30 protein-coding genes and 1 riboswitch are annotated in these 24,859 nt (G+C 67.4%); of the genes, 11 read left to right on the top strand and 19 right to left on the bottom strand.

The genetic code is table 11. The features are described 5' to 3' along the window. Positions 1–52: 52 nt before the first annotated feature. From SH591_RS04595 to SH591_RS04605, 3 genes are all read left to right on the top strand, one after another. Positions 53–763 carry an SIMPL domain-containing protein gene (locus tag SH591_RS04595; RefSeq protein ID WP_324750718.1) on the top strand — a complete coding sequence of 237 codons (711 nt, stop codon included), beginning with the start codon at positions 53–55 and terminating at the stop codon, positions 761–763. Positions 764–871: 108 nt separating this feature from the next. Next, on the top strand, positions 872–1,288 hold the full coding sequence (locus tag SH591_RS04600) for a hypothetical protein (protein ID WP_324750719.1): 417 nt from the start codon (positions 872–874) through the stop codon (positions 1,286–1,288). A 152-nt stretch (positions 1,289–1,440) separates the two neighbouring features. Then, positions 1,441–1,863, top strand: coding sequence for a surface-adhesin E family protein (locus SH591_RS04605; RefSeq protein WP_324750720.1), 423 nt, complete (start codon positions 1,441–1,443; stop codon positions 1,861–1,863). A gap of 13 nt (positions 1,864–1,876) precedes the next feature. On the opposite strand, the gene SH591_RS04610 is transcribed toward SH591_RS04605, so the two are convergent. Both SH591_RS04610 and SH591_RS04615 read right to left on the bottom strand, forming a co-directional pair. Next, positions 1,877–2,227: a GFA family protein gene (locus tag SH591_RS04610; protein ID WP_324750721.1), complete on the bottom strand. Its 351-nt coding sequence runs from the start codon at positions 2,225–2,227 to the stop codon at positions 1,877–1,879. 65 nt (positions 2,228–2,292) lie between these two features. Further along, complete coding sequence (locus SH591_RS04615) at positions 2,293–2,568, bottom strand: hypothetical protein (protein ID WP_324750722.1); 276 nt, start codon at positions 2,566–2,568, stop codon at positions 2,293–2,295. A 236-nt stretch (positions 2,569–2,804) separates the two neighbouring features. Here SH591_RS04615 and ung point away from each other — a divergent pair, with 236 nt between their 5' ends. Both ung and SH591_RS04625 read left to right on the top strand, forming a co-directional pair. Continuing rightward, on the top strand, positions 2,805–3,506 hold the full coding sequence (gene ung / locus SH591_RS04620; RefSeq protein ID WP_324750723.1) for a uracil-DNA glycosylase: 702 nt from the start codon (positions 2,805–2,807) through the stop codon (positions 3,504–3,506). A gap of 67 nt (positions 3,507–3,573) precedes the next feature. After that, positions 3,574–3,885 carry an alkylphosphonate utilization protein gene (locus tag SH591_RS04625; protein WP_324750724.1) on the top strand — a complete coding sequence of 104 codons (312 nt, stop codon included), beginning with the start codon at positions 3,574–3,576 and terminating at the stop codon, positions 3,883–3,885. A 15-nt stretch (positions 3,886–3,900) separates the two neighbouring features. On the opposite strand, the gene SH591_RS04630 is transcribed toward SH591_RS04625, so the two are convergent. Both SH591_RS04630 and SH591_RS04635 read right to left on the bottom strand, forming a co-directional pair. Beyond that, positions 3,901–4,404: a GNAT family N-acetyltransferase gene (locus tag SH591_RS04630; protein ID WP_324750725.1), complete on the bottom strand. Its 504-nt coding sequence runs from the start codon at positions 4,402–4,404 to the stop codon at positions 3,901–3,903. After that, on the bottom strand, positions 4,401–5,102 hold the full coding sequence (locus SH591_RS04635; protein WP_324750726.1) for an energy transducer TonB: 702 nt from the start codon (positions 5,100–5,102) through the stop codon (positions 4,401–4,403). The genes SH591_RS04630 and SH591_RS04635 overlap by 4 nt, the downstream gene beginning before the upstream one ends. A 160-nt stretch (positions 5,103–5,262) precedes the next feature. Between SH591_RS04635 and SH591_RS04640 the strand changes: the two genes are divergently transcribed. After that, positions 5,263–5,685, top strand: a complete 423-nt coding sequence (locus tag SH591_RS04640) for a pyridoxamine 5'-phosphate oxidase family protein (protein ID WP_416385228.1) — start codon at positions 5,263–5,265, stop codon at positions 5,683–5,685. Between the two features lie 203 nt (positions 5,686–5,888). Here SH591_RS04640 and SH591_RS04645 read toward each other — a convergent pair whose 3' ends face one another. The 3 genes from SH591_RS04645 to SH591_RS04655 form a co-directional block, all read right to left on the bottom strand. Continuing rightward, entirely contained in the window at positions 5,889–6,296 is a 408-nt protein-coding gene (locus tag SH591_RS04645) for a CBS domain-containing protein (protein WP_324750728.1), read from the bottom strand. A gap of 106 nt (positions 6,297–6,402) precedes the next feature. After that, the gene (locus SH591_RS04650; RefSeq protein ID WP_324750729.1) at positions 6,403–7,002 is read right to left on the bottom strand and encodes a hypothetical protein; all 600 of its coding nucleotides are present in this window, start codon (positions 7,000–7,002) and stop codon (positions 6,403–6,405) included. Positions 7,003–7,017: 15 nt separating this feature from the next. After that, complete coding sequence (locus SH591_RS04655) at positions 7,018–7,449, bottom strand: VOC family protein (RefSeq protein ID WP_324750730.1); 432 nt, start codon at positions 7,447–7,449, stop codon at positions 7,018–7,020. An 83-nt stretch (positions 7,450–7,532) separates the two neighbouring features. Here SH591_RS04655 and SH591_RS04660 point away from each other — a divergent pair, with 83 nt between their 5' ends. After that, the gene (locus tag SH591_RS04660) at positions 7,533–7,886 is read left to right on the top strand and encodes a DUF2200 domain-containing protein (protein WP_324750731.1); all 354 of its coding nucleotides are present in this window, start codon (positions 7,533–7,535) and stop codon (positions 7,884–7,886) included. A 194-nt stretch (positions 7,887–8,080) separates the two neighbouring features. Here the strand turns inward: SH591_RS04660 and SH591_RS04665 are convergent, their stop codons facing one another. Continuing rightward, positions 8,081–8,503 carry a hypothetical protein gene (locus SH591_RS04665; protein WP_324750732.1) on the bottom strand — a complete coding sequence of 141 codons (423 nt, stop codon included), beginning with the start codon at positions 8,501–8,503 and terminating at the stop codon, positions 8,081–8,083. Positions 8,504–8,698: 195 nt separating this feature from the next. Here SH591_RS04665 and SH591_RS04670 point away from each other — a divergent pair, with 195 nt between their 5' ends. Further along, positions 8,699–9,061, top strand: a complete 363-nt coding sequence (locus SH591_RS04670; RefSeq protein ID WP_322831787.1) for a PH domain-containing protein — start codon at positions 8,699–8,701, stop codon at positions 9,059–9,061. Between the two features lie 102 nt (positions 9,062–9,163). Here SH591_RS04670 and SH591_RS04675 read toward each other — a convergent pair whose 3' ends face one another. The 3 genes from SH591_RS04675 to thiC all read right to left on the bottom strand — a co-directional run bounded on the left by SH591_RS04675 (position 9,164) and on the right by thiC (position 12,278). After that, positions 9,164–9,643, bottom strand: coding sequence for a hypothetical protein (locus SH591_RS04675; protein ID WP_324750733.1), 480 nt, complete (start codon positions 9,641–9,643; stop codon positions 9,164–9,166). A 351-nt stretch (positions 9,644–9,994) separates the two neighbouring features. Further along, positions 9,995–10,249 (bottom strand): hypothetical protein, encoded by a 255-nt coding sequence (locus SH591_RS04680; protein WP_324750734.1) that lies wholly within the window; start codon positions 10,247–10,249, stop codon positions 9,995–9,997. A 67-nt stretch (positions 10,250–10,316) separates the two neighbouring features. After that, positions 10,317–12,278, bottom strand: a complete 1,962-nt coding sequence (gene thiC, locus SH591_RS04685) for a phosphomethylpyrimidine synthase ThiC (RefSeq protein WP_324750735.1) — start codon at positions 12,276–12,278, stop codon at positions 10,317–10,319. 30 nt (positions 12,279–12,308) lie between these two features. Next, positions 12,309–12,416, bottom strand: a riboswitch (TPP riboswitch). Between the two features lie 145 nt (positions 12,417–12,561). On the opposite strand from thiC, the gene SH591_RS04690 reads away from it, so the two are divergent. Together SH591_RS04690 and SH591_RS04695 are read left to right on the top strand one after the other, a co-directional pair. Continuing rightward, positions 12,562–13,260 carry a GntR family transcriptional regulator gene (locus SH591_RS04690; protein WP_322831790.1) on the top strand — a complete coding sequence of 233 codons (699 nt, stop codon included), beginning with the start codon at positions 12,562–12,564 and terminating at the stop codon, positions 13,258–13,260. Further along, the gene (locus tag SH591_RS04695; RefSeq protein WP_324750736.1) at positions 13,257–14,465 is read left to right on the top strand and encodes an NAD(P)/FAD-dependent oxidoreductase; all 1,209 of its coding nucleotides are present in this window, start codon (positions 13,257–13,259) and stop codon (positions 14,463–14,465) included. The genes SH591_RS04690 and SH591_RS04695 overlap by 4 nt, the downstream gene beginning before the upstream one ends. Here SH591_RS04695 and SH591_RS04700 read toward each other — a convergent pair. The 7 genes from SH591_RS04700 to SH591_RS04730 all read right to left on the bottom strand — a co-directional run bounded on the left by SH591_RS04700 (position 14,462) and on the right by SH591_RS04730 (position 21,837). Continuing rightward, positions 14,462–15,520 carry a PLP-dependent cysteine synthase family protein gene (locus SH591_RS04700; RefSeq protein WP_324750737.1) on the bottom strand — a complete coding sequence of 353 codons (1,059 nt, stop codon included), beginning with the start codon at positions 15,518–15,520 and terminating at the stop codon, positions 14,462–14,464. The two genes, SH591_RS04695 and SH591_RS04700, sit on opposite strands and share 4 nt — an antisense overlap. Positions 15,521–15,569: 49 nt before the next feature. After that, a complete protein-coding gene (locus tag SH591_RS04705; protein ID WP_324750738.1) occupies positions 15,570–16,721 on the bottom strand; it encodes an acetyl-CoA C-acetyltransferase in 1,152 nt (383 codons plus the stop codon). Beyond that, positions 16,714–17,766: a GGDEF domain-containing protein gene (locus SH591_RS04710; RefSeq protein ID WP_324750739.1), complete on the bottom strand. Its 1,053-nt coding sequence runs from the start codon at positions 17,764–17,766 to the stop codon at positions 16,714–16,716. Before SH591_RS04710 ends, SH591_RS04705 begins: the two co-directional genes overlap by 8 nt. Positions 17,767–17,873: 107 nt before the next feature. Beyond that, positions 17,874–18,902, bottom strand: coding sequence for a histone deacetylase family protein (locus SH591_RS04715; RefSeq protein ID WP_324750740.1), 1,029 nt, complete (start codon positions 18,900–18,902; stop codon positions 17,874–17,876). A 73-nt stretch (positions 18,903–18,975) separates the two neighbouring features. Continuing rightward, complete coding sequence (locus SH591_RS04720) at positions 18,976–19,383, bottom strand: hypothetical protein (RefSeq protein ID WP_324750741.1); 408 nt, start codon at positions 19,381–19,383, stop codon at positions 18,976–18,978. A gap of 76 nt (positions 19,384–19,459) precedes the next feature. Continuing rightward, positions 19,460–19,882 (bottom strand): energy transducer TonB, encoded by a 423-nt coding sequence (locus SH591_RS04725; RefSeq protein ID WP_324750742.1) that lies wholly within the window; start codon positions 19,880–19,882, stop codon positions 19,460–19,462. A gap of 41 nt (positions 19,883–19,923) precedes the next feature. Beyond that, entirely contained in the window at positions 19,924–21,837 is a 1,914-nt protein-coding gene (locus SH591_RS04730) for an alpha/beta hydrolase family protein (protein WP_324750743.1), read from the bottom strand. Between the two features lie 191 nt (positions 21,838–22,028). Here SH591_RS04730 and SH591_RS04735 point away from each other — a divergent pair, with 191 nt between their 5' ends. Further along, positions 22,029–22,922, top strand: coding sequence for a hypothetical protein (locus SH591_RS04735; RefSeq protein ID WP_324750744.1), 894 nt, complete (start codon positions 22,029–22,031; stop codon positions 22,920–22,922). Positions 22,923–23,078: 156 nt separating this feature from the next. On the opposite strand, the gene ctaD is transcribed toward SH591_RS04735, so the two are convergent. Then, a complete protein-coding gene (ctaD, locus tag SH591_RS04740) occupies positions 23,079–24,743 on the bottom strand; it encodes a cytochrome c oxidase subunit I (protein WP_324750745.1) in 1,665 nt (554 codons plus the stop codon). Between the last annotated feature and the right edge of the window lie 116 nt (positions 24,744–24,859).

A 24,859-nucleotide genomic window follows, 5' to 3' on the forward strand; every position in this document is an offset into this window, starting at 1 on the left:
CGCTTGTCAGCGACGGAAGCGGCGCATTACACCCGATGCGAAGGAGACGAGGATGCGCAGGACAGCCGCCGCTTTCGCTTTGGGTATCGCCCTTGCCGGCTGCACGGCCGCGCCCGATCCGCGCGGGGTGGAGCGCGACGAGGTCCTGCTCCAGGTCGTGGCCACCGGTCGGACCGACATTCGCCCCGACGAGGCCCGCTTCACCGCCGGCGTGCAGACCAACGCGGCCACCGCCGCCGCCGCGAGCGCAGGCAACAATGCGGTGATGAACAAGGTGACCGCGGCGCTCGAGCAGCTCGGCGTCAAGCCGGACGATGTCCAGACCCGCCAGATCAGCCTACAGCGCATCGATTATGGGCCGGAACGCGGCCGCTTCCGCGCCGACAACATGATCGAAGTACGCGTCCGCGACCTGAGCCGCGCTGGCGAGGCGATCGCCGCGGCGACGCAGGCGGGCGCCAACATCGTGTCCGGGCCCAACCTGACCGTGTCCGATCCAGAGGCGGCGAGCCGCTCCGCCTACGCCGTCGCCTACAAGGCGGCGCGGGCGCGGGCCGAGACTTATGCCAAGGCGGCAGGGTTGCGCGTCGCGCGCGTGCTGGCGATCCGCGACACGGGCGAGGCCGGCGGACCGATTCCCTATGGCGGCGGCATGGCCGTGGACGCAGTAGCGCAGACGGCGGCCCCGCCTCCCCCACCGGTGCGAGCGGGACTGACCACCAGCGAAGTACGGGTGCGCGCCGATTTCGCACTGGCCGAGTAAGGGCGGCTCCTTTGGGGGGTGAACAAGGGCTGTCGAACCGGTTCAGCAACGCCACAGCGGCCCGGGCGCTATCTGCGTCTCAAGCGAACCCCGCTTAGGAGACCAGAGATGAAAAAGACCCTGATGACGATCGCCGCTTTGTCCGCGCTCGCCAGCGCCGCGCCCGGCATGGCGCAGAACCGCGGCAGCAACCTCGACAACCGCATCGACAATCTGCAGTCGCAGCTTCAGCAGGGCGTGCAACGCGGGACGATTACGCGCAACGAAGCGCAGCCGCTGCGCGAACGCCTCCGCCAGCTCGAGCGGCTCGAGCGCCAGTACAGCCGCGGCGGATTTAGCCGCAACGAGCAGCAGGACCTGCAGCGCCGCATCCAGACGCTGCGCCAGCAGATCCAATATGCCGAGCGCAACGGCCGCAACGACCGCCGCGGCCATAACGACCGCGACCGCGACCATGACGACCGCGGCCATGACAACCGCGGCCGCGACCATGACGACCGCGGCCATGACCGCCGCGGCCGCTAAGCCCAGCCGCTAGCGGAAATACGGGACGCCCCGGCGAAAGCCGGGGCGTTTTGCGTTGCAGCTTGGCCGCAGGATGGGCCGCGCTCGTCGCGCCGCTGTCGACCTTGCCACGAGCAGCGCGGCAGCCAGAGCCCTTCCAGATGGGAGGGATTATGTCGAAAGGGATTCTGGCCGGTATCGCATTGCTGGCCGCCACCGCCGCCGGCGCGGCAGTGCCGAAGCCGCAATGGGAGCGCGTCGGCAGCCACCACGGGCAGCCGGTCGAGGTCGACAAGGCGTCGATCCGGACCGCGGGCGGGGTCACAAGGGGCTGGTGGCGCGTCGCTCTGGCCGAGCCGCGCGGAGACGGCACGGCGCAGGAGAAGCAGCTCGAAGCGATCGACTGCGGCGAAAGGCTGTCGACCTCGCTGGCGCTGGTCGCGCTCGACGCCGACGGACAGGTGCTGAGCGACTTGCGCGAGCCCGAAAGCGCCGCCCTCGCCCGCCTCGCCCCCGCCACGCCCGGCACGACCGGCGAGTTGGTCGCCGACGCGATCTGCCGCCTGCGCCCGCGGCCCAAGCCGGCGCGGCGCTAGAATTGCGGAACGGCTAGCGGCTGGCGCCGTCGAACGGGATGATGGTGAGCGCCTCCAGGTCGATGTCGTCGGCGCAGCGCAGGTTGATCTCGACCATCGGCTGGCTGTCCGGGCCCTCGCCCTCCGCGTAAGGCGCGCAGCCGCAGGTCTTGCAGAATTGGTGGCGGATGGCGTGGCGGTTGAACGTATAGACGGAGATGTCGTCGCGCGAACCGTGGAGCGTGAATTTGTCGGGCGTCGAGAAATGGTGGAGATAGCCCTTGCGCCGGCAGATCGAGCAGTTGCAGGCCATCGCCTGCGCCGGCACGTCCTCGTCGAGCGTATAGGCGACCTTGCCGCAATGGCAGCTTCCGTGAATCGGCATGTCATACTCCCCGGAAATGAGACACGATCCTGTGCCTCATCCCAGGGCGCATGGACAAGCGCGCCTTAGCCGTTCGGGCAGAGGCGGCGGCGCAGGAAATCGCCGGCGACGATCACACCTTTGATACCGTACCGCACGATGCCGCCGACTTGGTCCGCGATGAACAACAGCACCTTGCGGATCTCATCCCAATGCTCGCAGAAGAAATTGCGGACATCCTCGGTCCCGGCCGCCGCCATCTCGTCGCTGCGGGCGGCCGCGCTATCATCGGACATCATTGCCTCGCCGACGGCGCGGGTCAGTTCGGCACGGTCGCTCTCGCTCAATTGCGGTTGGAGCATGTCAGTCTCCCTGGATTGGAGGCGCGGCGCCCGGGATCGGACGGCGGGCCTGGCCGAGGCAAATTAGCATCCGCCACGCCCGCGCGCGCCGCGAGACCGCGCCGATGTGGAGCCAAAGCCGACAAGACCGCTCGCATTCGGCGCGAACGGCTGGGCCCCTTCTCTCTTGGCTCGACGGGCGAGACGGTTGACAGCGAAGGCCCGGGTCCGGACAGCGGCGACCGAATGGAGGATCTATGGACGGGGTTTCACTCCCTCCCGCGTGGCAGGAACGGCTCGGATGCGAATGGACCCGCCCCTATATGGCGGAACTGGGCGCATTCCTCGCCGCCGAGAAAGAGGCCGGAAAGGCGATCTTCCCAGAAGACGGCGCGTGGTTTCGAGCGCTGGAGCTCACCCCGCCCGACGACGTGCGGGTCGTGATCCTGGGCCAGGACCCCTATCATGGCCTCGGCCAGGCGCACGGCCTGTGCTTCTCGGTCCGGCCGGGCGTGAAGACCCCGCCGAGCCTCGTCAATATCTACAAGGAGCTGCAGAGCGACCTCGGCATCGCGCCGGCGCGGCACGGCTTCCTCGAACATTGGGCGCGGCAGGGCGTGCTGCTGCTCAACAGCGTGCTGACGGTCGAGATGGGCCGCGCCGCCGCGCACCAGGGCCGCGGCTGGGAGCGCTTCACCGATGCCGTGATCGGGGCCGTCAACGCCCAGGCCCAGCCGGCCGTGTTCATGCTGTGGGGCGCCTATGCGCAGAAGAAAGCGGCGTTCGTCGACAGCCTCGGCAAGGGCGGCCGGCATCTGGTACTGACGGCGCCCCACCCTTCCCCGCTCTCGGCTTATGCCGGCTTCTTCGGCTGCCGCCATTTCTCGAAGGCGGATGCGTTCCTCGCCGAGCACGGACGAGGCCCGATCGACTGGGCGCTGCCGGAAACGGTGGAATAGCGCTGCGCTGGCCGCGGCCTCCGGGCTCGGCTAGGGGAGCGGCATCATCAGACGGAGCGAGACGGGAATGACGGGCGGCGAGGACGATTATGTCTACGACGAGGCGAGCGGCGAGTGGATCAGCGCCGCCGATGCGGCCGAGCGCGGCGGCACGGCGGAGACGGGCGTCGAGGTGCGCGATGCGGTCGGCAATGTGCTGCAGGACGGCGACCAGGTCACGCTGATCAAGGACCTCGTCGTCAAGGGGGCCGGCCAGACGCTGAAGCGCGGCACTTTGATCAAGTCGATCCGCCTCACCGGCGACCCGCAGGAGATCGACTGCCGCTACGACGGGATCAAGGGGCTGGTGCTGCGCGCGGAGTTCGTGCGCAAGCGCTAAGCCGCGACGCACCCGCTAAGCGCGGTGCTCCATCAGCAGGCACGTACCCCACATAGTCTCGACCGGACCGCCGGTGACGACGAAGCCGGCCTTCCGATAGGCGGCGATCGCGCGGGCGTTGGCGGGATGCGGATCGGTGCCGATCGCGGGCGCGCCGGCGGCGAGCAGGCGTTCGACGTGCAGGCGGACGAAGGCCGTGCCGTGGCCGCAGCCGAGCATCGCCGGGTCGCCGATCGACTGGTCGATGCCGCGCGCGCCGGGGGGCAGATGCGCGAAATGGTGGCCCGACACCGCGCGGGGATCGTAATCCTGCGCATAGGCGAGTGGCTGCCCGTCCAGCTCGACGATCCAGGCGGCGGTGTCGGGCGCGGCCATCGCCTCTTCGAAAAAGCCAGCGTCCGCCTCGGCCGGCCCCCACCATTCGACCCAGTGCGGCTGCGCGCGCCACGCCTGGAGCAGCGGCAGATCGGCGGGCACGACCGGGCGGAAGCTGTAGCGGGACGCGGCCGATCGCGTCATCGCGCCGGCGGCAATGCCGGCCGCGTCTTCGCGAGGAGATCGCCGATTGCGCGAGGCGCGAAACCGGACTTGAACGATGGAAGCACGGCGGCCGGATCGAGCCCGTCGACCTTGACGCGAGTCATCTCGGCGGCGGCGAGCCGCTCCAGTCCGGTACAACCATCGATCGCTTTGGCGACGAGCTCGGCCTCGGCCAGAACCAACGGCGCCAGCTTGGCCGCTTCGCCGACGATACAGGCCGACCACAATTGCATCAGCGCGGTCACGCTGGCCGGCGGCTGGATGCGCGGCACGTCCGTTTCGCCGGGCGATCGCCAGGTCACCCGGCTTTCGGCCGTCCCGACGGTCGGCTTGCCATCGGCGTCGAGCGCCGGCCTGAATCGCGCCCTCTTGGTCATGACGCCGCAGGTCGCCTCGTCGAGACTGACATGCCCGCTCGACTGGGTGATGGCGCACCGGCTGACGCGCCCATCGGTGCCGATCGTCAGTCGAAAATGGGTCGTCCCCTGCTCGCCCTTGGCCAACGCCTCGGTCGGGTAATCCTCATAGCGGAACAGGGATACAAGTCCCCCGATCGGCTTCGCCTCTCTCGCTCGCGTATCGGCCTTGTCCTGGCCCGCATAAGCCGTCGCCGATCCGCCCGCCAGCAAGACGGCCAGCGCGAGGCGCGCCGCGCTGCAAAGTATTCGTCTCGTCATAAGCCCCCCTACCCGACCGGCTGAGCTTACACGATCCGACCGCGAGGCAAAGGCGGCACGGCGCCCGCTGAACCTTTGGCGGCGTGGCCCGTTCTCGGTCGGACCTCAGACCAGGAGACGAGACGTGGCCGAGAAGAGCCTTGCGCAGCTTGCCGAGAAGATGAGGGACATCGACTTCGCGGTCCTTTCCACACGCACCGAGAATGGCGCGATCGCGGCGCGGCCGATGAGCAACAACCGCGAGGTGGAGTTTGACGGCGACTCCTACTTCTTCACCTGCGACGACACCCGCACCGTTTCCGACATCGCCCGCGACCCGCAGGTCGGCCTCGCCTACCAGGCCAAATCGGGCCTGCTCGGGCTGCGGCCTTTCTTCCTCACCGTCGAGGGCCGCGCCGAGCTGATCCGCGACAAGGAGCGCTTCGCCGCCCACTGGACCAAGGACCTCGATGCCTGGTTCAAGCAGGGCGTGGACACGCCGGGCCTGACCCTGATCAAGGTCCGCGCCGAGCGCCTTCATTATTGGGACGGCTACGACGAGGGCGAGATCAAGGTGGACGCGGGCGCGACCGCCGAGGCCTGAGCAGCCGCCCCGCGACGAGCGCGTCGCATCAGGCAGGCGCGCGGCGATCGAGCCACACCGTTCGGGCTGAGCCTGTCGAAGCCCTCCCTTGGCCCTTAAGACAGGAAGGCCCTTCGACAGGCTCAGGGCGAACGGTGCGGGCGGTCAGGGCGAACGATGCGGGCGGTGTCCGGGGCGAAGCGGTCGCGGACGCAGCGTCGGCGTCAGGCCTTGGAGATTTCCTCCAGCGTTTCGCCGGTGAGTTGGTCGCCGGCCTCGAGCGCGACGTCGCCCAATGAGACCACGCCGACCAGCGCGTCGCCGTCGGTGACGTAGAGGCGGCGGATCTGCTTGTCCTGCATCAGCCGCGCGGCATCCTGCACGTCGCAGTCCGGGCCGACGCAGACCGGATCGCCGCTCATCACCGCGCTGACCGGCTCGTCCGGGCCGCAGCCCTTCGCCACGCCGCGCACCGCGATGTCGCGGTCGGTCACGACGCCGGCGAAACGGCCGCCGTCCAGCACCGGCATCGAACCGAAATTGCCGCTCTGCATCTGCGCCGCGACCGCCTGCAGGCTGTCCGACGCCTGGGCGGCGGTCGGGTTGGGGGTCATCACCTGGGAAATCTGCATGATCCGGGTCCTCTCGTTTCGGGCAAAGCCTTCGCCCCTACCAACGTCGCCGCACCGCCCCCGTTCCTGCCCCACGCTTGCGGAGCGCGGCCGGACGAGGCGACCGTCAGGCGCAGCCCTCGACGTAGCCGAGCACCGGCATCGTGCCGACGTGGATCAGCGCGACCTTGCCGTCCTGGCCGATCTCGAACCGCAAAGCCGGATCGCCGCTCGGCGCATTGGGCGCGGTCAGATATTTGGCCGGGCTTTCCGAATAAGCGTGCGGCTCGGCGCGGAAGCCGGCGAAGGCGGCGCGCACCTCGGCCTCGGTCGCGCCGACGCCGATCCCCTCGACCAGCTTCACGTCCGAGCGCTCGCCGACGGTGACGCGGCGCACCTTGCCGCCCTCGACGATCGCATAGGTTCCGGGGAAATCGGGCGAGCTGACGGTGCGGCACGCGTCCGAAATCTGCGCGCCGCGCTCGGCCCACGAGCTGTTCGCCGGCACCGGCTCGCCGATGCGGAGCGGGCCGAGTCCGTCAAGCGTCAGCACGTTCGCGGCGACCGCGCCGGGCGACGGTCGGGGCCGCGGCATGGGCGGCGGAATCGAGGGCGTGGGGGCGTTGGCTTCGGCGGGCAGCGTCTGCGCATTGCCGGACGGATCGGCCGGCTCCGGCGAGCAGGCGGCAAGGGCGAGGAGCGCCGTCGCGCAAAGGATTGGCTTCATGGTCGCTCCGAATGCCTAGAATTCGATCTTCACCGAGGGCGCGCTGCGTTGCGCCTCGCCGTGGTAGACGGCTTCGATATTGTTGCCGTCGGGATCGAGCAGGAAAGCGGCGTAGTAACCGGGATGGTAAGGCCGCTCGCCCGGCGCGCCATTGTCGGTGCCGCCAGCGGCGAGCCCGGCCGCGTGGAAGGCGTCGACGGTGGCGCGGTCTTTGGCCTGGAAGGCGAGGTGGTGGCGGCCGGTGAGCCTTCCCAGAGCCTCCGGGCTGTCGGGCGACGAGACGAACAATTCGTCATACCAGAAATGGCTTTCGGCGCCGCCCCCGAGCGGGACGTCGAGCACATCGAACACCGCATCGTAAAAGCGCCGGCTCGCGCCCAGATCGGCGACGATCAGCTGGATGTGATCGATCAGCCGCCCGCGATGCAATTGCATGGTCTCCATCATCGCCTCCCGTCATTGCGGCCCGCAGGCAGCCGTGGCGCGCGCCCCGATTTCGCGTAGAAAGGCCTCCCAGCGAGGGACCAATTGTGGCCAAGCACCGCATCTCCACAACCAGTTTCTCAAGCGTCTATCCGCACTATGTCGCCAAGGCCGAGAAGAAGGGACGGACCAAGGCGGAGGTCGACCAGATCATTACCTGGCTGACCGGCTATTCGCCGCAGGCGCTGCAGGCGGAGCTGGACGCGGGCACGGATTTCGAGACCTTCTTTGCCGAGGCGCCGGCGCTGAACCCGGCGCGGGCGGCGATCACCGGCACGATCTGCGGCGTCCGCATTGAGGCGATCGAGGAGCCGCTGATGCGCGAGATACGGTATCTGGACAAACTGATCGACCAGCTGGCCAACGGCCGCCCGATGGAGAAGATCTTGCGGGTGCGATGAGCGCGCGGGCGGGCGGAAGGTCACACTAGGATCACACCAAAACGGTCTGCGCGAACGCGCGGAGTCGCGGCCCGGATCGGGGTGGCGGCGCGGTTTCGGCCGCGGCGACTCGGGGCGCTGTCCCATCCGCGGGAGTAGAACATAAAGGGTACGGTGTAGGACAGGGTTTTGTTCGTGCCGGGCCCCGGGGCGCATCAGCGCGGAGCGGCGGCCGGCGGCGTGTCGTTGAGCTCTTCGGGCAGGTCGGTCCCGACCTCGCGCACCAGCGCTAGGCCGGCGGCCGCGGCCCGCTGCGCCGATTCCAGCTTGCGGTTGGCCGTATAGAGGTCGCACGCCTCGCTGGCGCGCGCGAACACGGCCTCCTGCCGCTTGCGGATTTCGAGCCGCTTCGCCTGCTTCGCCGCTTCCTCGGGCGCGTCGTTTGCGTCACAATCGACAAAGTCGCCGGTGTGGCTGCCGCAATTCATCGGCCCCTCCGCCATCGCGGCCAGCATCAGCAAAGGATAGGCCTTGCGAACCTCGGCGCAGCCGCGATCGAGCTGCTTCAGCGCGTCCCCATCCGCCTGCGCGGCAGCGGCGAGAGCGAGCAAAGCGAGGAGCGAGGCGGCTGCATTCATTGGCTTTTCCTTCCAGGCGGCGAAGGTCTGCGAGAAGCAGCGTGCCGTCAACCGTGCCTTTTGGTTCACTTCCCTGCCTTAGCTCGAATAGGCCCGCCCACTTTCCGAGTCATTGCTGGCATCGAAACATCTCGCTATCAGATATCGACAAGCAAAGGGGCAGATAGCTTTATGTCGCAAATAGCACATCCGTTCATGGGAAAGGTTTTTGTCGGGAGTCCATGTGCGATTGGAAAGAATGCCGAGCTTTATAGCGGCCTGCTGATGGACGGTGAGGCTGTTGACATGGAGTTCCAAGGTCTGCGCGACGGGGCTCTGTTTACAGATCGCAGACTCCTCGTCTGGAACAAACAAGGTCTCATGGGGAAAAAGCACGAGTTCAGTACATTTCCGTGGCGTTCGGTTACCGCCTTCGCCCTTGAGAACAGCGGCACTTTCGACCTGGACGCCGAATTCAAGATCTGCGGTTCAGGCTGGGGCGTGTGCGAGGTAGTGATGACCAAGGGGACCGATGTGCGGGCAGTGCTCACGTACATGAATAATAAGATTTTGGCATAACCGCCAAAAAACGGACACAGACGGTGGCGTCGTCATGCTCGCGCAGGAGACGATTGGTCGAGCGGTCAGGGGACCGATTACCTACAGTCTCATCGGATCCTATCAGTCAGCCCCCACTAGAAGCTTGATGTAAGCGGCAGCCACGGTTCCTGTCGCCGCTAATCCGGCGCCTAGAAAACCAAAAAACCACGGCTTCCAGCGATCCCGATGCAAGACCTGCTTGTCGTGCAGATTGATAGCCAACTGGAAAAAATTCGACACAAACTCGGGCGCTAGCGGTGGCCGACGGTCTTCGCCATCGATCGCGACTTTTCCAACGATGTACCGAATAATCAGAGCAGCGCGAGCTCTCCGACCTTCTTGTCTCCGAACTCGAAAGAACTCTGGGTGTGCCCCGGCAAGATCAATCCACGAAGTAGATGAGATAGGCTTCCTACCAAGGTCGGCGGCCATTCCCTCTTCACTTCGGTAGCCGCTTTCGTCAAACGCCAATAGCTGAATGAGAGAGAGAACATCTGCGAGTCTCCCCTTATCCAAGTACGATGTAACTTTGCCATTCATGATTGCGGCCTTCACAATCACCAATGTATCTATAATTTTTTCTCTGATGCACTAGCAAAGCTTTCTCTCGTAGCAGGCGAGAGAATGGGATTAAGGCTACTTCAGTCACGCTGCATAGGAAGAGCTATCGTACAACCGATTTACGAACTTTGCTACTAGCCACTCTCTATCTAGTTTTGAAAAGCTGTCCTTAGGAAACTCGAACCTTATCTTCCGAAGCACACTGCAAAGACGCCGCGATCCACGTAGGTCTGTCGGGCCAGTGGAGGCCGCAGCCGCCGCCAGCGCCTGCCAGCGCGCGTGCTAGTCCGGGATGGCGGCGTGCAAGCGAGGGGACTAGGGCCGCCCGGGACGCTGTAATCGCTTACGCGCTCAACCTATCGTGCGGACGCCTTCCCTGGCCCATTCCCGGTCTACATCGACGCCTTGTCTGGCCCATTCTTCGCGGGTCCAGCACTTGACCAGCTCGATGAGAGTGCCGGTCAGCGCCTCGATCCGCATGCAATATCGGGTTTCGGCGGTTCCGGCGGGGGCCTCCGTCATCCGCGTCCGGCCCTCGGTTGCGGCCGATACCGGCGCGGCGGCGGCGATCACGCTCAGAGCCAGAACCCATTTCCTGGTCGCCATGTCGTTTCTCCCTGGTGGCATCGCTGGCATGCCCTTCTTAGCATTTCCTTCGACCGGACGCGACTCTTCACCCGGCCGTGGGCAGGTAGATCTCGCCGCCCTTCTCGCGGAATTTCTCGCTCATTTCGGCCATGCCGGTTTCGGCGTCAGCTTCCACGTTGCTCATCTCCGTTCGGGCTGAGCTCGTCGAAGCCCCTTCCTTTCCTTCGATGGCGGGCGAGACGGAATGCCCTTCGACAGGCTCAGGGCGAACGGCGGGAGTCGCCGCCAGGAAGGTGTCGGCGCTGGCATTCTGCTTCGCCGCAAAATCCCTGACTTCCTGCGTGATCTTCATCGAGCAGAATTTCGGGCCGCACATCGAGCAGAAGTGGGCGGTCTTGGCGCCTTCGGCCGGCAGGGTCTGGTCGTGATATTGCTCGGCGGTGTCGGGATCGAGCGAGAGGTTGAACTGGTCACGCCAGCGGAACTCGAAGCGGGCGCGGCTTAGGGCGTCGTCGCGCATCTTCGCGGCGGGGTGGCCCTTGGCGAGGTCGGCGGCGTGGGCGGCGAGCTTGTAGGTGACGACGCCGACCTTGACGTCGTCGCGGTCGGGGAGGCCGAGATGCTCCTTGGGCGTGACGTAGCAGAGCATCGCGGTCCCGAACCAGCCGATCATCGCCGCGCCGATCGCGCTGGTGATGTGGTCGTAGCCCGGCGCGATGTCGGTGGTGAGCGGCCCCAATGTATAGAAGGGGGCTTCGCCGCAGGCTTCGAGCTGCTTGTCCATGTTGGCCTTGATCTTGTGCATCGGCACGTGGCCGGGGCCCTCGATCATCACCTGGACGTCGTGCTTCCAGGCGATCTGGGTGAGCTCGCCCAGGGTGGCCAGTTCGGCGAACTGGGCCTCGTCATTGGCGTCGGCAATGGAGCCTGGTCTCAGGCCATCGCCGAGGCTGAAGGCGATGTCGTACGCCTTCATAATCTCGCAGATCTCCTCGAAATGCGTGTAGAGGAAGCTCTCCTTGTGGTGGCTGAGGCACCATTTGGCCATGATCGAGCCGCCGCGGCTGACGATGCCGGTGACGCGCTTCGCCGTCATCGGGATGTAGGGCAGGCGGACGCCGGCGTGGATGGTGAAATAGTCCACGCCCTGCTCGGCCTGCTCGATCAAAGTGTCGCGGAAAATGTCCCAGCTCAAGTCCTCGGCGACGCCGCCGACCTTTTCCAGCGCCTGGTAGATGGGGACGGTGCCGATCGGCACGGGGCTGTTGCGGAGGATCCATTCGCGGGTGTCGTGGATGTTGCGGCCGGTGGAGAGGTCCATGACCGTGTCGGCGCCCCAGCGGATCGCCCAGACCATCTTGTCGACTTCGGCGGCGACGTCGGAGGCGACGGCGCTGTTGCCGATATTGGCGTTGATCTTGACCAGGAAGTTGCGGCCGATCGCCATCGGCTCGGATTCCGGGTGGTTGATGTTGTTGGGGATGATGGCGCGGCCCCTCGCCACCTCGTCGCGGACGAATTCGGGAGTGACGTAATCGGGGATGCTCGCGCCGAAATCCTGGCCGTCGCGGGCGGCGGCTTCGGCGAGCTGGGCGCGGCCGAGATTCTCGCGGATCGCGACATATTCCATCTCGGGCGTGATGATGCCGCGGCGGGCGTAATGCATCTGCGAGACGTTCATGCCGGCCTTTGCGCGTAGCACCGTGCGGCGGACGTTGGGGAAAGGCTGGACTCCGCCGGAGCGGTCCGGTCCGAGCTGGCCGTTATCTTCCGGCTTCACTTCGCGCTGGGCGACCTCCTCGACGTCGCCGCGGGCGCGGATCCATGTCGACCGCAGCTCGGGCAGGCCGGCCATGATGTCGATGCGGGCATCGGGATCGGTATAGGGTCCCGAGCAATCGTAGACGCGCAGCGGCGGCTCTCCGCACGAAGGCTCGAGGTCGATCTCGCGCATCGCGACGCGGTGCTCGCCCACGTGGATCTTGCGCGAGCCGCGGATCGGGCCGGTGGTGACTTTGAGTTCGGTGCGTGCGGGAATGTCGGCCATGTGTCGTCTCCTCTCCATTGGAGGGAGTACGGGTGACCGCCTCTCCCTCCCTACGCCGGTGTCAGCCGGATCAGGTTCAGCGGGTCTTGGCGTCAGCCAACTCTCAACCGCTTGCGCGCGGTCCCCCGGGGATGGCCCGTCCTTAGGCCAAAGCGCCGGCGTAAGGAAGCCCATAAGCGTGCGCCGTGGCTGGACGCGCGGCCCTCTGTCGGCTTATGGGATCCCATGCACAGGGAGATCGACTTGGCTTTCGACATCGTTGCGGCGGAGGCCTGAGGCCCCGATGGAGAATCCGGTCGCACAGCGCATCCGCGAGCTGATCCTGGACGGAAGCCTCGCCCCCGGCACCCGCCTCGCCGAGGCGGCGATCGCCGAACGGCTCGGCGTGTCGCGCACGCCCGTCCGCAACGCCCTCCCTGCGCTCGCCATGGAAGGGCTGCTCGAGCCGGCCGGACGGCGCGGCTGGGCGGTGAAGGCGTTCAGCGTCGCCGACAGTTTCCGTGCCACCGAGATGCGCTGCCTGCTCGAGGGCCATGCCGCGCGCGAAGTCGCGGCGAGCGGCGCCAAGCCCGAGGTCATCGCCGAGCTGCGCGCGGTGCTCGCCGAAGGCGACCGCATCTTCGCCAAGGGCCATGTCGTGCCCGAGGACGAGGCGACCTATGCGCGGATGAACCGGCGCTTCCACGACATCATCGTCGACGCCGCCGAGGATCCCCTGCTCACCGACCTCATCCACCGCGTCTATGCGGTGCCGTTCGTCGCGCCGAGCGGGCTCGCCTTCCACCGCGTGCCCTTTGCCGAGATCTTCCCGACCCTGGTCGCCGGCCACCACCAGCACCACGCGATCGTCGACGCGATCGAGGCCGGCCAGGCCGACCTCGCCGAGATGCTGATGCGCGGCCATTCGAAGCCGGCTTTGCGCAGCCTGGGGCTCGACAAATTGCCGGGCGAGGAAAAGCTGGCGCCGCCCGTATCGCTGTGAGCCGCTTCGACGTCCTGATTGTCGGCGCCGGCCATGGCGGGGCGCAGGCGGCGATCGCGCTCCGGCAGAAGAAGTTCGAAGGATCGATCGCCATCGTCGGCGACGAGCCCGAACTGCCCTATGAGCGGCCGCCGCTCTCCAAGGAATATCTGGCCGGCGAGAAGGCGTTCGAGCGGATGCTGATCCGGCCGGCGGCCTTCTGGAACGAGCGCGACGTGACGATGCTGCTCGGCCGCGAGGTGGTCGCCGTCGATGCCGCCGCCCACCGCGTGACGCTCGGCGACGGCGCGAGCCTCGAATACGGCATTTTGATCTGGGCGACCGGCGGCCGGCCGCGCGCCCTCTCCTGCCCCGGCGCGGACGGCGCCCACGTCCATTCGGTGCGCAGCAAAAGCGACATCGACCGGATGCTGGCGCGGCTCGACCGGGTCGAGCGCGTCGCGGTGATCGGCGGCGGCTATATCGGGCTCGAAGCGGCCGCGGTGCTGACCAAGCTCGGCCGCAAGGTCGTGCTGCTGGAGGCGCTCGACCGGGTGCTGGCGCGCGTCGCGGGCGAGGCCATCTCGCATTTCTACGAAGCCGAGCACCGCGCCTTCGGCGTCGACCTGCGCACCGGCGTCGCGGTCGACTGCATCGAGGAGGGCGGCGTGCGACTGGGCGACGGCAGCCTGGTTCCGGCCGACCTCGCCATCGTCGGCATCGGCATCGTCCCGGCGGTGGCGCCTTTGCTGGCGGCGGGCGCGGACGGCGACAACGGCGTGGCGATCGACGGATATTGCAGCACCAGCCTGCCCGACATCTTCGCGGTCGGCGACTGCGCCGAGCATGCCAACGCCTTCGCGGGCGGCGCGCGGCTGCGACTGGAATCGGTGCAGAATGCCAACGACCAGGCCAATGTCGTCGCCGGCGCGATCACCGGCGCGGCCGAGCCCTATCATGCGGTGCCGTGGTTCTGGTCCAACCAATATGATCTGAAGCTGCAGACGGTCGGCCTGTCGCTCGGCCACGACCAGGCGGTGACGCGCGGCGACCCGGCCAGCCGCAGCTTCTCGGTCGTCTATCTGCGCGAGGGCCGCGTGATCGCGCTCGACTGCGTCAACATGGTCAAGGATTACGTCCAGGGCCGCAAGCTGGTGCTGGACCGCGCGCAGATCCCCGCCGAGCGGCTGGCGGATGCAGCAACGCCGCTCAAGGAACTCGCCTAAGCCGCCAGCAAAGCTTCGATCTCGGCAGTGTAGCGGTCGACGTCGAGGCCCTGGGCGGCGATCCAGTCGGGGTTGTAATAAGTGTCCTGGTAGCGCTCGCCGGAATCGCACAGAAGGGTGACGATCGAGCCGCACTCGCCGCGGGCGCGCATCTCCTGCATGAGCTGCAGGCAGCCCCAGAAATTGGTGCCGGTCGAGCCGCCGCAGCGACGGCCGACGAGGCCGGAGACGAAATGCATCGCGGCAATGCTGGCGGCGTCCGGCACGCGCATCATGCGGTCGACGATGTCCGGCATGAACGATTCCTCCGGGCGCGGACGGCCGATGCCCTCGATGCGCGAGCCCTGCGCCGTCGCCAGCGCGGGATCGCGGCTCTCGTAATAATCGGCGAAGACCGAATTTTCCGGATCGACGACGCAGAGCTGCGTGTCGTGCTGGCAATAGCGGATGAAGCGGCCGATCGTCGCCGAGGTGCCGCCGGTGCCGGCGCCGCACACGACCCAGGCGGGGATCGGATGCTCCTCAAGCTCCATCTGCTCGAAGATCGACTGCGCGATATTGTTGTTGCCGCGCCAGTCGGTGGCGCGCTCGGCATAGGTGAACTGGTCCATGAAATGGCCGCCAAGCTCGGTGGCGAGGCGGTGGCATTCGGCGATCACCATGCAGGGATCGTCGATCAGCCGGCATTCGCCGCCGTAAAATTCGATCTGGCGCAATTTCTCGGGCGAGGTGCCCTTCGGCACGACGGCGACGAAGGGCACGCCGATCAGCCGCGCGAAATAGGCCTCGGACACCGCGGTCGAGCCCGACGACGCCTCGATTACCGGCCGGCCCTCGTGCAGCCAATTGTTGCAGAGCGCGTAGAGGAAGAGCGAGCGCGCCAAGCGGTGCTTGAGGCTGCCGGTCGGATGGACCGATTCGTCCTTCAGATAGAGCGTGCAGCCGGCCGATCCGGGTAGATCGAGGCGGATGAGGTGCGTGTCGGCGGAGCGGTTCACGTCGGCTTCGATCCTGCGGATCGCCTCGTTGGACCAGCTGCGATTATCGGATGTCATGGAAACTCGGTTCATTGCGTCGGTGGAGCCGCGCGGACGCGGCGAAAATTCAGGCGAGATTTTCGACGATCGTGACGTTGGCGATGCCGCCGCCCTCGCACATCGTCTGCAGCCCGTAACGGCCGCTGCGCGCCGTCAGCGCATGGACCAGGGTCGCCATCAGCTTGGCGCCGCTCGCGCCGAGCGGGTGGCCGAGCGCGATGGCGCCGCCATGCACGTTGAGGCGATCCGGGTCGGCGCCGGTCTGCTGCAGCCAGGCGAGCGGGACCGAAGCGAAGGCCTCGTTGACCTCGAACAGGTCGATGTCGCCAATGCCGAGACCGGCGCGGCCGAGCGCCCGCGCGGTGGCCGGGATCGGCTCCTCGAGCATGATCACGGGATCGCCGGCAGTGACGGTGAGATTGTGGATGCGGGCGAGCGGGGTGAGGCCGTGCGCCTTCAGCGCGGCTTCGGACACGACCAGCACGCCGGCGGCGCCATCGCACATCTGCGAGGCGTTGGCGGCAGTGATCGATCCGCCCTCCTGCAGCGGCTTGACCGCGGCGATGCCCTCGAGGGTCGCATCGTAGCGAATGCCCTCGTCGCTGCGATGCTCGCCCAAGGGCACGATTTCGTCGGCGAAGGCGCCCGCCTGGGTGGCGCGCGCGGCCTTGCGGTGACTGTCGAGCGCGAAGGCGTCCATGTCCTCGCGCGACAGGCCGTATTTGTCGGCCATCATCTGCGCGCCGACGAACTGGCTGAACATCGCGACGCCGAAGCGGTCCTGGATGCGCTTCGAGAAGGGACCGGTGCCGATGCCGTGCTGAAGCGGCAGCGTGAATGGCAGGCCCATCGGCACGCGCGTCATCGATTCGACGCCGGCGGCGATCACCACATCCTGGGTGCCGCTCATCACCGCCTGGGCCGCGAACTGGATCGACTGCTGCGACGAGCCGCACTGGCGGTCGATCGAGACCGCCGGGACCGAGGCCGGCAGCTTCGAGGCGAGCACGGCGTTGCGGCCGATATGGAAAGCCTGTTCGCCGGCCTGGCCGACGCAGCCCATGATCACGTCCTCGATCGCGGCCGGATCGACGCCGGTGCGCTCGACGAGCGCGTTCAGCACCTCGGCGGCCATGTCAGCCGGGTGCCAGTCCTGGAGCGCGCCGCCGCGACGGCCGCCGGCAGTGCGGACGGCAGCGACGATATAGGCTTCAGGCATTGACGGCTTCTCCCTTGGACGCGGCGGGCGGCCGCGGACCGCGCGCCGTATCGACCTCGACCCGGTTGCGGCCGCGGTCCTTGGCCTTGTAGAGCAAGGCGTCGGCGCGTTTCATCACCGATTCCACATCCTCCTCCTTGCCGGCAGCGACGACGCCGGCCGAGAAGGTGATCGAACCCAAGGGCGCGTCGGTCTCGCGGACCTTGAAATAGCGGTTGGCGACGGCCTCGCGCGCCTCGCCGATGATGCGCGACGCCGCGGCAGCGCCGACCGCGGCGAATACCACCGCGAATTCCTCGCCACCGTAGCGCGCGACCATGTGGCCCGGGCAATTGGCGTCGATCACCGAGGCGACCATCTTCAGCACGCGGTCTCCGACGCCGTGGCCGTGGCTGTCGTTGATCAGCTTGAAATGATCGACGTCGCACAATGCGACGCTGACCGGCACGCCGGCATCGACCAGAGCCGCGTAGCGATCCTCGAACGCGCGGCGGTTGGGGAGCGCGGTGAGCGCGTCGCGGCGCGCCTCCTCCTCGGCACTGGCGAGCCGCTCGCGCAGCGCGCGCGCCTCGACGGTTGCGGTCTCGAGCCTCTTCTCGGCCTCGCGCGTGCGCTCGATCATCGCGCCGGTGATGCGGATCAGGTCGCCGAGCGAATCCGCCCCCTCGGCCGCCTCGAGCTGCGCGGCGCCGGTCTCGAGGTCGCCCGAATAGGTGCGCACCTCGGCCTGGGTGGCCTCGACGATATCGGTGAAATCCGCGACCTGGCGGCGGGCATGGTCGATCGTCTCGGGCCCGATCGAGGGCTCGCCAATCTCGATGCCGGCGCTGCCGAGGATGCGGTTCGCCTCCATCTGGGTGAGGCGCAGACCGTCGCTGGTCGCGTCCTCGATGGCGGCGATGGTCGAGGCGTTGCTGCCGGTGACCAGCGTGTGGACCAGCATGTAATTGGCCGGGGTCGGCTCCAGCCGGTGATCGAACAGGAAGGCGCCGATCGCATCGTAGATGCGCCGCCTCTCCACCTCCTGATCGCTCGCTGGCTGCATGGTCCCTCCCCCGTTCCCCTAAAGCAGGGACCGTTTAAGGATCCTTATGGCGGCGGCGCGCCGAAGGCCAGTAGTCCCCACAGCATCGCGCAAGGCCGGCACGTCCGTCAGGCCGGGACCGGGGCGCCGGCGAAGCCGCGCAGGAAGGCGGCGACATTGTTGCCGAGCGCATCGACCGCATAACCGCCCTCCATGACGACCAGGGTGGGCAAATCGAGCGCGGCGATGCGCCCGGCGACGACCGGAAAATCCTGTTCGCGGATCGCGAAATGGGAGATCGGATCGCCCTCGAACGTGTCGGCGCCGAACGACAGGATCAGCACGCCCGGATCGAAGGCGGCGATCGCGTCCAGCGCGCGGGCGAGCGCGTCAAGATAGGCGGGCAGCATCGTGCCGCGCGGCAGCGGCAGGTTCAGCGTGGTCCCCGCGCCGGCGCCCTGCCCCGTCTCGTCTGCATGGCCCCAGAAGAAGGGGTAATCGGTGGCGGGATCTGCGTGGATCGAGGCGAAGAAGACGTCGGGATCCTCGAGGAAGATATCCTGCGTGCCGTTGCCGTGATGATAGTCGATGTCGAGGATCGCGACGCGCCCGTGGCCGGCGGCGGTGGCGGCGCGGGCGGCGATGGCGGCGTTGTTGAGGTAGCAATAGCCGCCCATATAATCGGCGCCGGCATGGTGGCCGGGCGGCCGGCATAAGGCGAAGGCGGTGCGCGCCGTCCCGTCCAGAACGGGAGCGAGCGCGGTCAAGGCGGTCTGCGCGCCCCAGTAAGCCGCATCCGAGGTGCCGGCCGCGATCGGCGTGCCGGCATCGTAGCTGAACCGGCCGAGCAGGGCGTCGATCCGATCCAGCCGCAGCGAGCGGCGGCCGACCACGGGCCAGGTGTATCCGACGGCGTCGCCGCTGCGGCCGGCGGCGAGCCAGCGTTCGTGGGCAGTGGAGAGGAATTCGAGATATTCGGCGCTGTGGACGCGCTCCAGCGGCGCCATTCCGAAATCGCGCGCCGGCGCCAGCGCGCCGAGCTTCGCGGCAATGATCTCGGCGCGCGAGACCTTCTCGGCATAATCTACCCAGCCGCCATTGTGCAGCTCCAGGGCCGGGCTGTGGCCGAGCTGGCGTGGATCGAAAACCTGGAACATCGTCACTCCCCCGCAGACAAGCGAGGGCGTGCCTAGCAGGGCCGCGCGGCGCGCGCGAGCCCCGCCGATCGCGCTAGCGGCGGTCCGCGTCGGCGGCGCGGCGATAGGGCACGAACGGCCCCAAGGCGACGAAGCCGGTCTGCATCCGCGCGGTCGCATCGTAGAGGCGGACGATGTCGATGCTGCAGAGCCGCGACGAATGGGTGTCGGTCACCATGATGTCGTCGCGGTCGAGCGATTGCTCGCCGCCTTCGGGCCGGTTGACGTAGAGCGTGCTGCCGACCTGGTAGAGGATCGCGGTGCCGTCGATGATGCGGCTCGAGCGGATGTTGCGCAGCGGGATGCAGTCGACCGGCTCGCCGGCGACGCGACCCTCCAGGGCCTGGGCGAGCCGCGCCTCCGGATCCTTGGGACGCGCGAGGCCGGGCTGAGCCGAAGCGGCGAGCAAGGCGGTGAGCAGGAGCGAGGGCAGGATCTTCATGGCGGCGTCTCCAGAAAGGCTCTTCGGCGCGAGCCTAAGGCCAAGAGCCTGAACCGGCGCTGAGCGAAGGGGCCGGCTATTGTCCGCCCGGGGGCGTCGCCGGGGGCGGCGGCGGCGGGTCCTCCAGCCGCCAGGTCAGAGGCGCGTGGAGGGTGATCGTCTGCGTCATTCCGCGCGGCTCGAAACGGGCGCGGCTGCGGTAGAGCAGGCAGGCGTGCTCGTCCAAGACCGGAAAGCCGGAGGAGCGGGCGATCGCGCAGTCCCTGATCTTGCCCGACGGGTCCACCTGCAGGCGGAGCAGGCTCGTTCCCTGCGCATCGATCCGGCGGGCGCGGGCGGGATAGTCCGCCTCGCTCACAGGCGGCGGCAGGTAGCGGAGCTCGGCGCCGTCGGGGAGGCTGACCGCCTGCCAGCCCGGACCGAGCGGCGCTGGATCCGGCGCCGGGGCCTGGGCGCCGAGCACCAGGCCGAGGAAAATGAGTGCGGGAGAAAATGTCACCGCTTCGGCCTACAGGGAGGATGCATATTCTACGACCTCGGTCAGGACGCCGGCGTGGCGGGATTGTGCTTGGCAAGAAAGGAATCGAGGCGCTGGAGGAAATCGGCCAGATCGTCGCTGTCGGAGAAACTGTGCCCGGTATCCTTGTAGAAGACCGAAGTGACGTCTGCGCCAGCGGCGCGAAGCGCTTTCTCCATGGCCTGGCCCTGCTTGACCGAAACGACCGTGTCCTGCTCCCCATGGGCGATCAGCACCGGCACCTTGAGCCGGGCGGCCTGGGCGAGCGGCGACAAGGCCTGCAGATCGTGCCCGCTTTCTCCGGCGACCTTGACGCGCCACTGCCGAAAATATCGCGTCGCGGAGAAGCTCTTGCGATTGTCGCGCAGCTGCGCCGATAGGTCGGTTACGCCGGCATAGCTGACCGCGCACCTGTAGCGCTCCGGCGTCCGGATCGCGCCCCAGAGCGCCGCATAGCCCCCATAGGATGCGCCGACGATGCAGACACGGCGCGGATCGGCCTGTCCCGTGCCGATCATCCAGTCGACCCCATCGTCGAGATCGTCCTGCATCTTGCGGCCCCATTCGCCGTAGCCCTTTTCGACAAAGTCCTTCCCGTAGCCGGTCGATCCCCGGAACTGCGGCTGAAGCACGGCATATCCTTGGCCGGCGAGGAATTGGACCCAGGGATCATAGACCCAGGAATCGCGCAGAAACGGGCCGCCATGGGGCATCAGGATGAGCGGCAGCCTCTCCCCCGTTCCGCCCTTCGGCAGCGTGAGGTATGCCGGGATGACCAGGCCGTCGCGGCTCCGGTAGGTGACCGGCTTGACCGGCGAGAGCTTCGCCGCGTCGATGCGCTCGAACGGCGTGATCACAGGCCGCATCCTCGACGTATTCTGATCGAGCAGGAAGTAGCTGCCCGGGTCCGCGGCGCCGCCGGACCAGACGAGCACACGATCGCCGCCGTCCGACCAATCGACGATCGCGTTGACCGCCTCGGGAAGCGCCGTATCGAGCCGGGCCTGGAGCTTCTTGAGCTTGGGATCGAGCCAAACGAAACGATGGCGGTCGTCCTCGTAGCGGACGGCGCTGATCTCCCCGGTCAGGCGGTCGGCCCGGACATCGGCGACGTCCACCGAAGGATGTTCGAAAACAGCGTCGCCGATCTGGCCGGTCTTGAAGTCGTAGCGGTAGACGCCGAACCGACCGGTCCGCTCGTTGGTGATGATCGTTCCGGCGCCCGCCTGACCAAAGCTGACGCGATCGACCGAGCTGTCCTTGCCGGTCTTGCCCTTGATCGGTTTGAGCGGATGCCCGGGCTCCTCCCGATACCACATGGTCCAGCGGTGCTCGTCATAAGCAAGCCCGGCGCGCACGACGCCGCGCGTATCGACGTACCAGTCCCACACATTGGGACGCCCCTTCTCCACCACCTCGGCCTTCCCCGTGGCGAGGTCGACCCGTTTGACGGAGGGGGTGGAATAGATATCGTTCTGGCTTGCCACCAGCGCCCATTGCCCTGTCGGGTCCGCGTAAAGCACGTCTCCGCCGTAGATGCCGCGACTCTTCGGGTCGGCGATGCGGGACCGTCCGTCGGCCAGGTCGAGCACGATCAGGCGGCTTGTCGGGACCACGAGGCCAAAGACCTCGCTCTTGCTGATAATCGTCAGCAACAGCCGGCCGTTGCCGGCCCAATGCAGTTCCGAGAGCACCGCCTTGCCCAACAGGATGTTTTTCGGGGCCGCCTCCGGGTCGTCGGCATTGATGATCACCAGCTTGGCAACGCCCTCGACGGTGACGCGAGCCGCGATCTTGCGGCCGTCCGGCGAAAGTTGGGGGTCGCGGATCGTCGGCTGCGCCGCGAAGTCGGCGATCGTTATGGGCGCCGCCATCGACGGGATCGCGGGTCCGATGATGGACAGGCCCGCAAGCAGGCTGATTAGAAAATTGCGCATGAAGACCCCCCGGACTACCGATCAAGCCTGATGGAAAGAGATAAAGAACGCAATAAGTTTGGCGCCGCGACGGATCGAACGCGGGTATATTCACGGTGGCACCGATGCGGCCTTCCCCGATTCGGGCCTGTTGTATCCGGAGCCCTCGCTCGCGAGTTAAAGAGCGTGACGTAGACGGAGCAAGGCGTGCCGTGGCGATCCGATACACACCTCTCACCTTGATCGGCGCGAGTCTGCTGGCGGCCGCCTGCACGCCGGCTGCGGAGGCTCCGCTGCCGCCCGCCGCCGCGGATCGCGACGCCCGGGTCGAAGCGCCGCGCCAGGACTTGTCGGACGAACAGCGCTCGCCCGACCTGTTCGGCGCGTGGCTGGTCGAGGGGATTGAAGCGCCGAAGCCGGTTGCGCGGGACCGCAGCTGGGAGATGGTGCTGCTTGTCGGCGTGCGGCAGCTCGAACTCCTCTCGCAATGCGTGACGATCGGCCCGTTCGACTATGGCCGCACGTCCGGCGGCGGCATTGCGGTCCGGCAGCCCGTCGCCCCGCCCCGGGCCGAAGCGCCGCCGCCTGCGCAATGCGCGCGGGCGCTGAGCCCGGCCGAGGCGGCGATGCCGGCCGTGCTCCTCAGCGCAACCGACGTCCAGCGGCGACAGGATGGCACGGTCCTGTTGGCGGGGCCGCGGGGAAGCGCGCTCCTGCGCCGGCCCGAGGGGGCGTTGCGCAACCCGCGCGGACAGGCCCCGCCACCGCGGGTACCGCTGCTGTTGGGGGCGTGGCGGTTCGTCAGCGTCGACGGGCGCACGGTGCCGCCGGGCGAGGCGATGGAGCTGCTGCTGCGCCCGACGCAGCTGGAATGGCGGTCGGGCTGCGTCAGCGCCGTGAGGGCGCTGCACCGCGAGGGCGACACGCTGCGCGCCGGCGAAAGCGACATGTTCCCGGTGTGCGAACGCGGCCGCAGCGAAGCCGAACGCTCCGCCGAGCGCCTCTTCGCCGGCAGCGTGACGACCCGCATGGACGCGGATGGCCGGCTGCGCCTGGAAGGCTCCGGGGTAACGGCGGAGCTCGTTCCGCTCGCTTCCGGCCGCTAGAGCAGTAACTGACAATCGCTTACGGCTCAGCCCAACGGGGAATGGCCGAGAGTCGACCGGCAAATTTCGCGGTCACGGTCCTCACCGGCCCGCCGGACAATGCCGTCGCCGAGGACGCGGCGCCCGTAAGGCGCACCTCATGACGCGGAACCGCGGCTAACCCTCGATGCGCGGCAGCGTCTCGAACTGGTGGTATGGCGGCGGGCTGGACAGCGTCCATTCCAGCGTCGTCGCGCCTTCGCCCCACGGATTGTCCGGCGCTTTCCTGCCGAACATCAGCGACCAGATGACGTTCAGGAAGAAGAAGAGCATGCCGACGGCCATGACGGCGTAGCCGAACGAGGCGATTTCGTTCCAGCCGCCAAACGCATCCGGATAGTCGGGGTAGCGGCGCGGCATGCCGTCGAGGCCGAGGAAGTGCATCGGGAAGAACAGGATGTTCACGCCGATGAAGAACACCCAGAAGTGCAGCTGGCCGAGCAGCTCGTTATAGTGGCGCCCCCACATCTTGGCGAACCAGTAATAGAAGCCGGCGAAAAGCGCGAAGACGGCGCCAAGCGACAGCACGTAATGGAAGTGCCCGATCACGTAATAAGTGTCGTGCATGTAGTTGTCGACGCCGCCATTGGCGAGCACGACGCCGGTGACGCCGCCGATCGTGAACATGAAGACAAAGCCGAGCGCCCATAGCAAGGGTGTGCGGAAGCTGATCGAGCCGCCCCACATGGTCGCGATCCACGAGAAGATCTTGATGCCGGTCGGCACCGCGATCACCATGGATGCGGCGGAGAAATAGAGCTTGGTGTTCACGTCCATGCCGACCGTGAACATATGGTGGGCCCAGACGATGAAGCCGATCAGCCCGATCGCGACCAGCGCGTAGACCATCCCGAGATAGCCGAAGACGGGCTTGCGGCTGAAAGTCGCCACCACCTGGCTGATGATCCCGAAGCCCGGGAGGATCATGATGTAGACCTCGGGGTGGCCGAAGAACCAGAACAGGTGCTGGTAGAGGACCGGGTCCCCGCCACCGGACGCGTCGAAGAAGGTGGTCGCGAAATTGCGGTCGGTGAGCAGCATCGTGATCGCTCCGGCGAGCACCGGAAGCGAGAGCAGCAGCATGAAGGCCGTGATGAGCACCGACCAGACGAACAGCGGCATTTTGTGCAGCGTCATGCCCGGCGCGCGCATGTTGAAGATGGTGGTGATGAAATTGATCGCGCCTAGGATCGACGAGATTCCGGCAAGGTGGAGCGCGAGGATCACCATGTCGACCGCCGGCCCCGCATGGCCGCTGGTCGCGAGCGGCGCGTAGAGCGTCCACCCGGTGCCGGCGCCAGTGCCGGATCCGCCGGGCACGGCCATCGAGGCCATCAGCAGGATGAAGGCCGGGACCAGCAGCCAGAAGCTGACATTGTTCATGCGCGGGAAGGCCATGTCCGGCGCGCCGATCAGGATCGGTACGAACCAGTTGCCGAAGCCGCCCATCATGGCGGGCATCAGGGTGAAGAAGATCATGATCAGCCCGTGCGCTGTCACGATCACGTTCCAGAGATGGAGCGCCTCGTCGAAGCCACCCGCGCCGGCCCAGGCCTGGAGATATTGAATGCCCGGATGCGCCAGCTCGAGGCGCATGAGGCCCGACAGCGTGCCGCCGATGATGCCCGACACGATCGCAAAGATCAGGTAGAGCGTGCCGATGTCCTTGTGGTTGGTGGACATGAACCCGCGCGCGAGGAAGGCCGGCTTGTGCTCGCCATGCTTCGCGCCACCGCCGTCCAAGGCCTGGAAACGGCTGGGGCTGGCGGCCGTGTCAGTCATGCGCGCGCCCGACGGTGCGACCATGATCCTGGAACATCGTCTGCTCCTGCAAAGACAGCCTGATTGAACCGTCCATGCAGATATATCGTGTTGCGATATTTATGCAATGCCCGCGC

Source organism: Sphingomonas sp. LY54, from assembly GCF_035594035.1.
Lineage (GTDB): Bacteria > Pseudomonadota > Alphaproteobacteria > Sphingomonadales > Sphingomonadaceae > Allosphingosinicella.